The organism is Microbacterium sp. ISL-103, from assembly GCF_018613995.1.
Classification (GTDB): domain Bacteria; phylum Actinomycetota; class Actinomycetes; order Actinomycetales; family Microbacteriaceae; genus Microbacterium.
The window spans coordinates 1-1864 of the sequence record NZ_JAGGPD010000197.1 but is presented as its reverse complement, the minus strand read 5'-3'; the positions used below and the strand labels follow the sequence as shown (position 1 = coordinate 1864).

The 1864-nt window shown below is 69.0% G+C and carries 3 protein-coding genes; all 3 read left to right on the top strand.

Translation table 11 applies throughout. The annotated features are described in order from the left end of the window. The coding region (locus J7E68_RS08250) for an aminotransferase class I/II-fold pyridoxal phosphate-dependent enzyme (protein ID WP_215171605.1) at nt 1-323 on the top strand (323 nt) is incomplete at its 5' end. Then, nucleotides 320-1369: a D-2-hydroxyacid dehydrogenase gene (locus J7E68_RS08245; protein WP_215171603.1), complete on the top strand. Its 1050-nt coding sequence runs from the start codon at nt 320-322 to the stop codon at nt 1367-1369. The genes J7E68_RS08250 and J7E68_RS08245, both read left to right, overlap by 4 nt. A 15-nt stretch (nt 1370-1384) precedes the next feature. Then, on the top strand, nt 1385-1864 hold a 480-nt coding region (locus tag J7E68_RS08240), incomplete at its 3' end, for an SDR family NAD(P)-dependent oxidoreductase (RefSeq protein WP_251048781.1).

Sequence of the window (1864 nt, the reverse complement as noted above, 5' to 3'; positions counted from 1 at the left end):
CCGTGCCGGTGTCCCGTGCCCGCCGCGATGCGGCCGTCGCCGGTCTCCAGGGCATCGACGGGGTGATGCCGCTCGTCCCGGTCGTAGCCTTCTACCTCTATGTCGACTGCGCAGGCCTGATCGGCCGTACCACGGTCGACGGCACGGTGCTGGAGGACGACCAGGACGTGACGCTGTATCTGCTCGATCACGCGGGCGTCGCCGTGATCCAGGGGTCCGCCTACGGTCGTTCGCCCTTCTTCCGGATCTCGTTCGCCACCGATCTCGACACGATCGACGCCGCCGTCGCCGAGATCGCCGCTGCTGTGGAGGCGCTGCGATGAGGGCACGTCTCCGCGTGGTCGTCGCCGCCCCTCTCGCGCCGGAACTGTGCGAGCTGCTCACGACGAGAGAGCCGCGCATCGACCTGATCGTCGATCAGACGCTGCTGCCGCCGATGCGGCATCCGGCCGACTTCTCCGGTGACCCGTCGTTCCGACGGACGCCTGCGCAGCAGTCGGCGTACGAGCAGCTTGTCGACTCGGCCGACGCGCTGTACGGCATCCCCGATGTCGACCCGTCGGCACTCGCGCGCACCATCCGGATGAATCCCTCGCTGCGCTGGGTGCACACGATGGCGGCCGGTGGTGGCGGCCAGGTGAAGGCCGCCGCACTCAGCGAAGAGGAACTCGACCGCGTCGTCTTCACGACGTCGGCGGGCGTGCATGGTGACGCGCTCGCCGAGTTCGCAGTCTTCGGCGTCTTCGCCGGAGCGAAGCATCTGCCGCGCCTCGTGCAGCAGCAGCACGATCGGGTATGGAGCGGTCGCTGGCTGATGTCGCAGGTGTCGGAGCAGACCGTGCTCGTGCTCGGCCTCGGCGGCATCGGGTCATCGGTCGCCCAGAAACTGTCGGCCGTGGGCGCGACCGTGATCGGCACGTCGCGCAGCGGTGCGTCAGTACCCGGAGTCTCACGAACCGTCCACCCCGATGACGTCGCCTCGGTGCTCTCCGAGGTCGACGCCGTCGTCACCACGCTTCCCGGTACGGATGCGACCCACCACTTCGTCGATCGGCGATTCCTCGCCGCGCTGCGTCCGGGGGCGACTCTGGTCAACGTCGGTCGAGGGACGGTCGTCGACGAGGCGGCGCTGCTTGATGCCCTGGAATCAGGGGTCGTCGGCTTCGCCGCACTCGACGTGTTCGAGGTCGAGCCGTTGCCCGACGAGAGCGCCCTGTGGGGGCATCCTCGGGTGCTGGTCAGCCCGCACACCGCTGCGCTCGACGCGCGGGAGGATCGCCGCATCGCCGAGCTCTTCGCCGACAACGCCACCCGGTTCCTCGATGGCGCGGCGCTGCGCAATGTCGTCGACACCGTCGAGTTCTACTGACCCATCGGAGAGATCATGACCAACCCGTTCGACCTCACCGGAAGGCGCGCGCTCGTCACCGGCTCCAGCCGTGGCATCGGCCATGCCATCGCACGTTCGCTGCTCGAGGCAGGCGCGCACGTCATCGTCCACGGCCGCGACATCGCGGTCGTGGAGGGTGCGGTTGCGGCGTTCACCTGGGAGTTCGGGGCGGATGCCGCGTCCGCAGCCGCGTTCGACATCACCGAGGAGGAGTCGGTGATCGCCGGCATCCGCGCGATCGAGGCCGACGCCCAGATCGACATCCTCGTGAACAATGCCGGCATGCAGCATCGGGAGCCGCTGCTCGACGTGAGCCTCGAGAACTGGGAGCGCGTCATCCGCACCGACCTGACGAGCGCCTTCCTCGTCGGCCGGACCTCGGCGCGGGCGATGGTCGAGCGCGGAGGCGGTGCGATCGTCAACATCTGCTCGGTGCAGACCGATCTCGCCCGTCCGACGATCGGTGCGTCCACC

What these genes read in the sequence shown, in the direction of transcription:
- J7E68_RS08245 (WP_215171603.1), top strand. Translation starts at nt 320, where the DNA reads ATGAGGGCACGTCTCCGCGTGGTCGTCGCCGCCCCTCTCGCGCCGGAA.